Origin of the sequence: Peptoniphilus sp. KCTC 25270 (genome assembly GCF_021012875.1) — a bacterium.
In the GTDB taxonomy this organism is placed as follows: Bacteria; Bacillota; Clostridia; order Tissierellales; family Peptoniphilaceae; genus JAJMZJ01.
Genome location: NZ_JAJMZJ010000010.1, coordinates 1 through 2,006 on the forward strand (window position 1 = coordinate 1; position 2,006 = coordinate 2,006).

General features: G+C 37.6%; 1 protein-coding gene and 1 pseudogene. Both read right to left on the reverse strand.

Annotated elements, in window-relative coordinates; all coding sequences use genetic code 11:
* The coding region (locus tag LQU94_RS08010; protein ID WP_230697154.1) for a protein rep at positions 1–571 on the reverse strand (571 nt) is incomplete at its 3' end.
* Between the two features lie 968 nt (positions 572–1,539).
* Positions 1,540–1,962 (reverse strand): annotated as a pseudogene (locus LQU94_RS08015) (protein rep); the annotation flags it as partial.
* Positions 1,963–2,006 lie beyond the last annotated feature (44 nt).

The window sequence follows — 2,006 nt, forward strand, 5'->3', positions numbered from 1 at the left end:
ATAATTTTGCCCATTCTGCTTGTGCTAAATAATTATTTGAATTCTTAAAATAACTTGATTTTACAAACAGCAACACATGCAAGTGTTGATTATATGACCCGTCTTGTTCATTAACGGTAATTTCCGTTGAACGTAAATAACCCAATAAATTTTTAGTCACTTTTTTATAGCGAGTTAGCTTATTAAAGGCTTTAGTCAAAGCTCTTAAAGACACTTTTAACTCCTCTGCTGAATGAGCGTTTTTAACGGTTAAAGTTAAAAACAAAAACCGTCCTTTAGGCTCTCTTGCAACTGCTTCCGCAATAATTTGTTTTAACTGGCTCGAGTTTTTCATGCTCCTTCTCCAATTACACAATGGACACAATCGTTTATGACAAAACCACGTTTGATAAAGTTTTAAGTGCTCGCCAATCTTACGAAAACGCAAAACTTCACCACAACCCCGTACATCATGTGCCCGTTTAAATTCTAAGATTGCCAAATATTCGGCATAGCGCACATTTTCAATCTTCCGTTCTCGCCAAGGTCTAACTTTGCCATTTTCAGTTTTATCTTCAAAAATTTCTGACATAAAAAGCTCCTCCAGTTTATCCACGTGAAGGAGCTGACTATCTTTTTCAATAAGCTTATAACCTTGACATCATAGGGCTTTTCCCTAGAATAGGCTATAAATCGCAAATGATAATCAACTCACGTGTTCCGAGCGGCCAAACTAGGAATTTGCACGTGGGTTTTTATTTTGTCTTTCTTTCAACCAATTTATAACCCTAATAATACACCAAAAGCCTATAAAATCAATGGATACAAGCCCAATTAAGCCTAATCAAGCTTGATTTTAAAAAACTAGTTGTTGCTAATAGTATCAAGATAAGAAGAAAACGCCAAAAATTGGCGTTTTTAAACCCCAAAAAGCAGATCAGCAAAAACCGCTGAACTGCTTTTTTTAAACCGTGGCTTTCAGCCACACTGACCAGCTGAACCAGCTGGACCGTAACGCTTGCCGCCGCTGGGCTCGGGAAAACAAGGGCTTGTTTTCCAAGACGTCAGGCTTTTGGTATTGTCTAGTCTATCAACTCCTTAAAGCCTCCAAGAGGGGCTAATATCGCCTGTAAGGCTCAATAAGCCCCTCTAAGTCGATTTACCGTTGACAGACAGTTAGATAGCTAACTGTTAGCTAAAATCGCTTAGAACGCAAATAAGAGCCTTTAAAATTAACGTTCAAAAATAAAAAAGTTCGAAGGAGCTAGCGACTGAACTTATTTATTTTTGAATGTTCCAAACTGACGCAAGTCAGTTACGTTTGAGCAACGCGAAATCTGATGCAGGTTTTGATGGGTTTAGCACAACACAACTTCATGTTGTGTGTAAGTGCGCACTACATGATAATGCGCACTACATGATAATGCGCACTACATGATAATGTGCGCACTACATGATAATGCGCACTACATGATAAAACCTGTATCAGAAGTCAGCAAGCTGACAACAAAAAAGGGATATGCCAACGGATTTACCGTTGATCATATCCTGACATTCTCTTTACCAAATAAAATAATTTTGTTTATTAAAATCCCATTTTGCGACAACTTCTTCCGCAGCTTCCATTTGCTCTTTGGTGTAATCTTCATCGCCAACATGAACTAAATCACCATTCTCAACATCTTCAAGTTTCAAATCTTGCTTAATTTGCTTTAATAATCCACCATAGCTGATTTGTCGTGTTCCAGCTAAGGCATACTCCAAATTTTTAATCACCACCAAATTACGCTCATCATCAGCCGTCATATAATCAGCTGATTTTACCTCGTATTTCGCCGTTTCTTCGGCACTAGCTTGCAAAGAGTCAGTTCCTTTACGTTTGTTAGCTTTAACAGCCTGCACATGCACCACAGGCTCATAATCAACTTTCAAGGCTTTTTGCCATAATTTTGCCCATTCTGCTTGTGCTAAATAATTATTTGAATTCTTAAAATAAACATATTAAAAAACAACAAAAAAACGAGGTG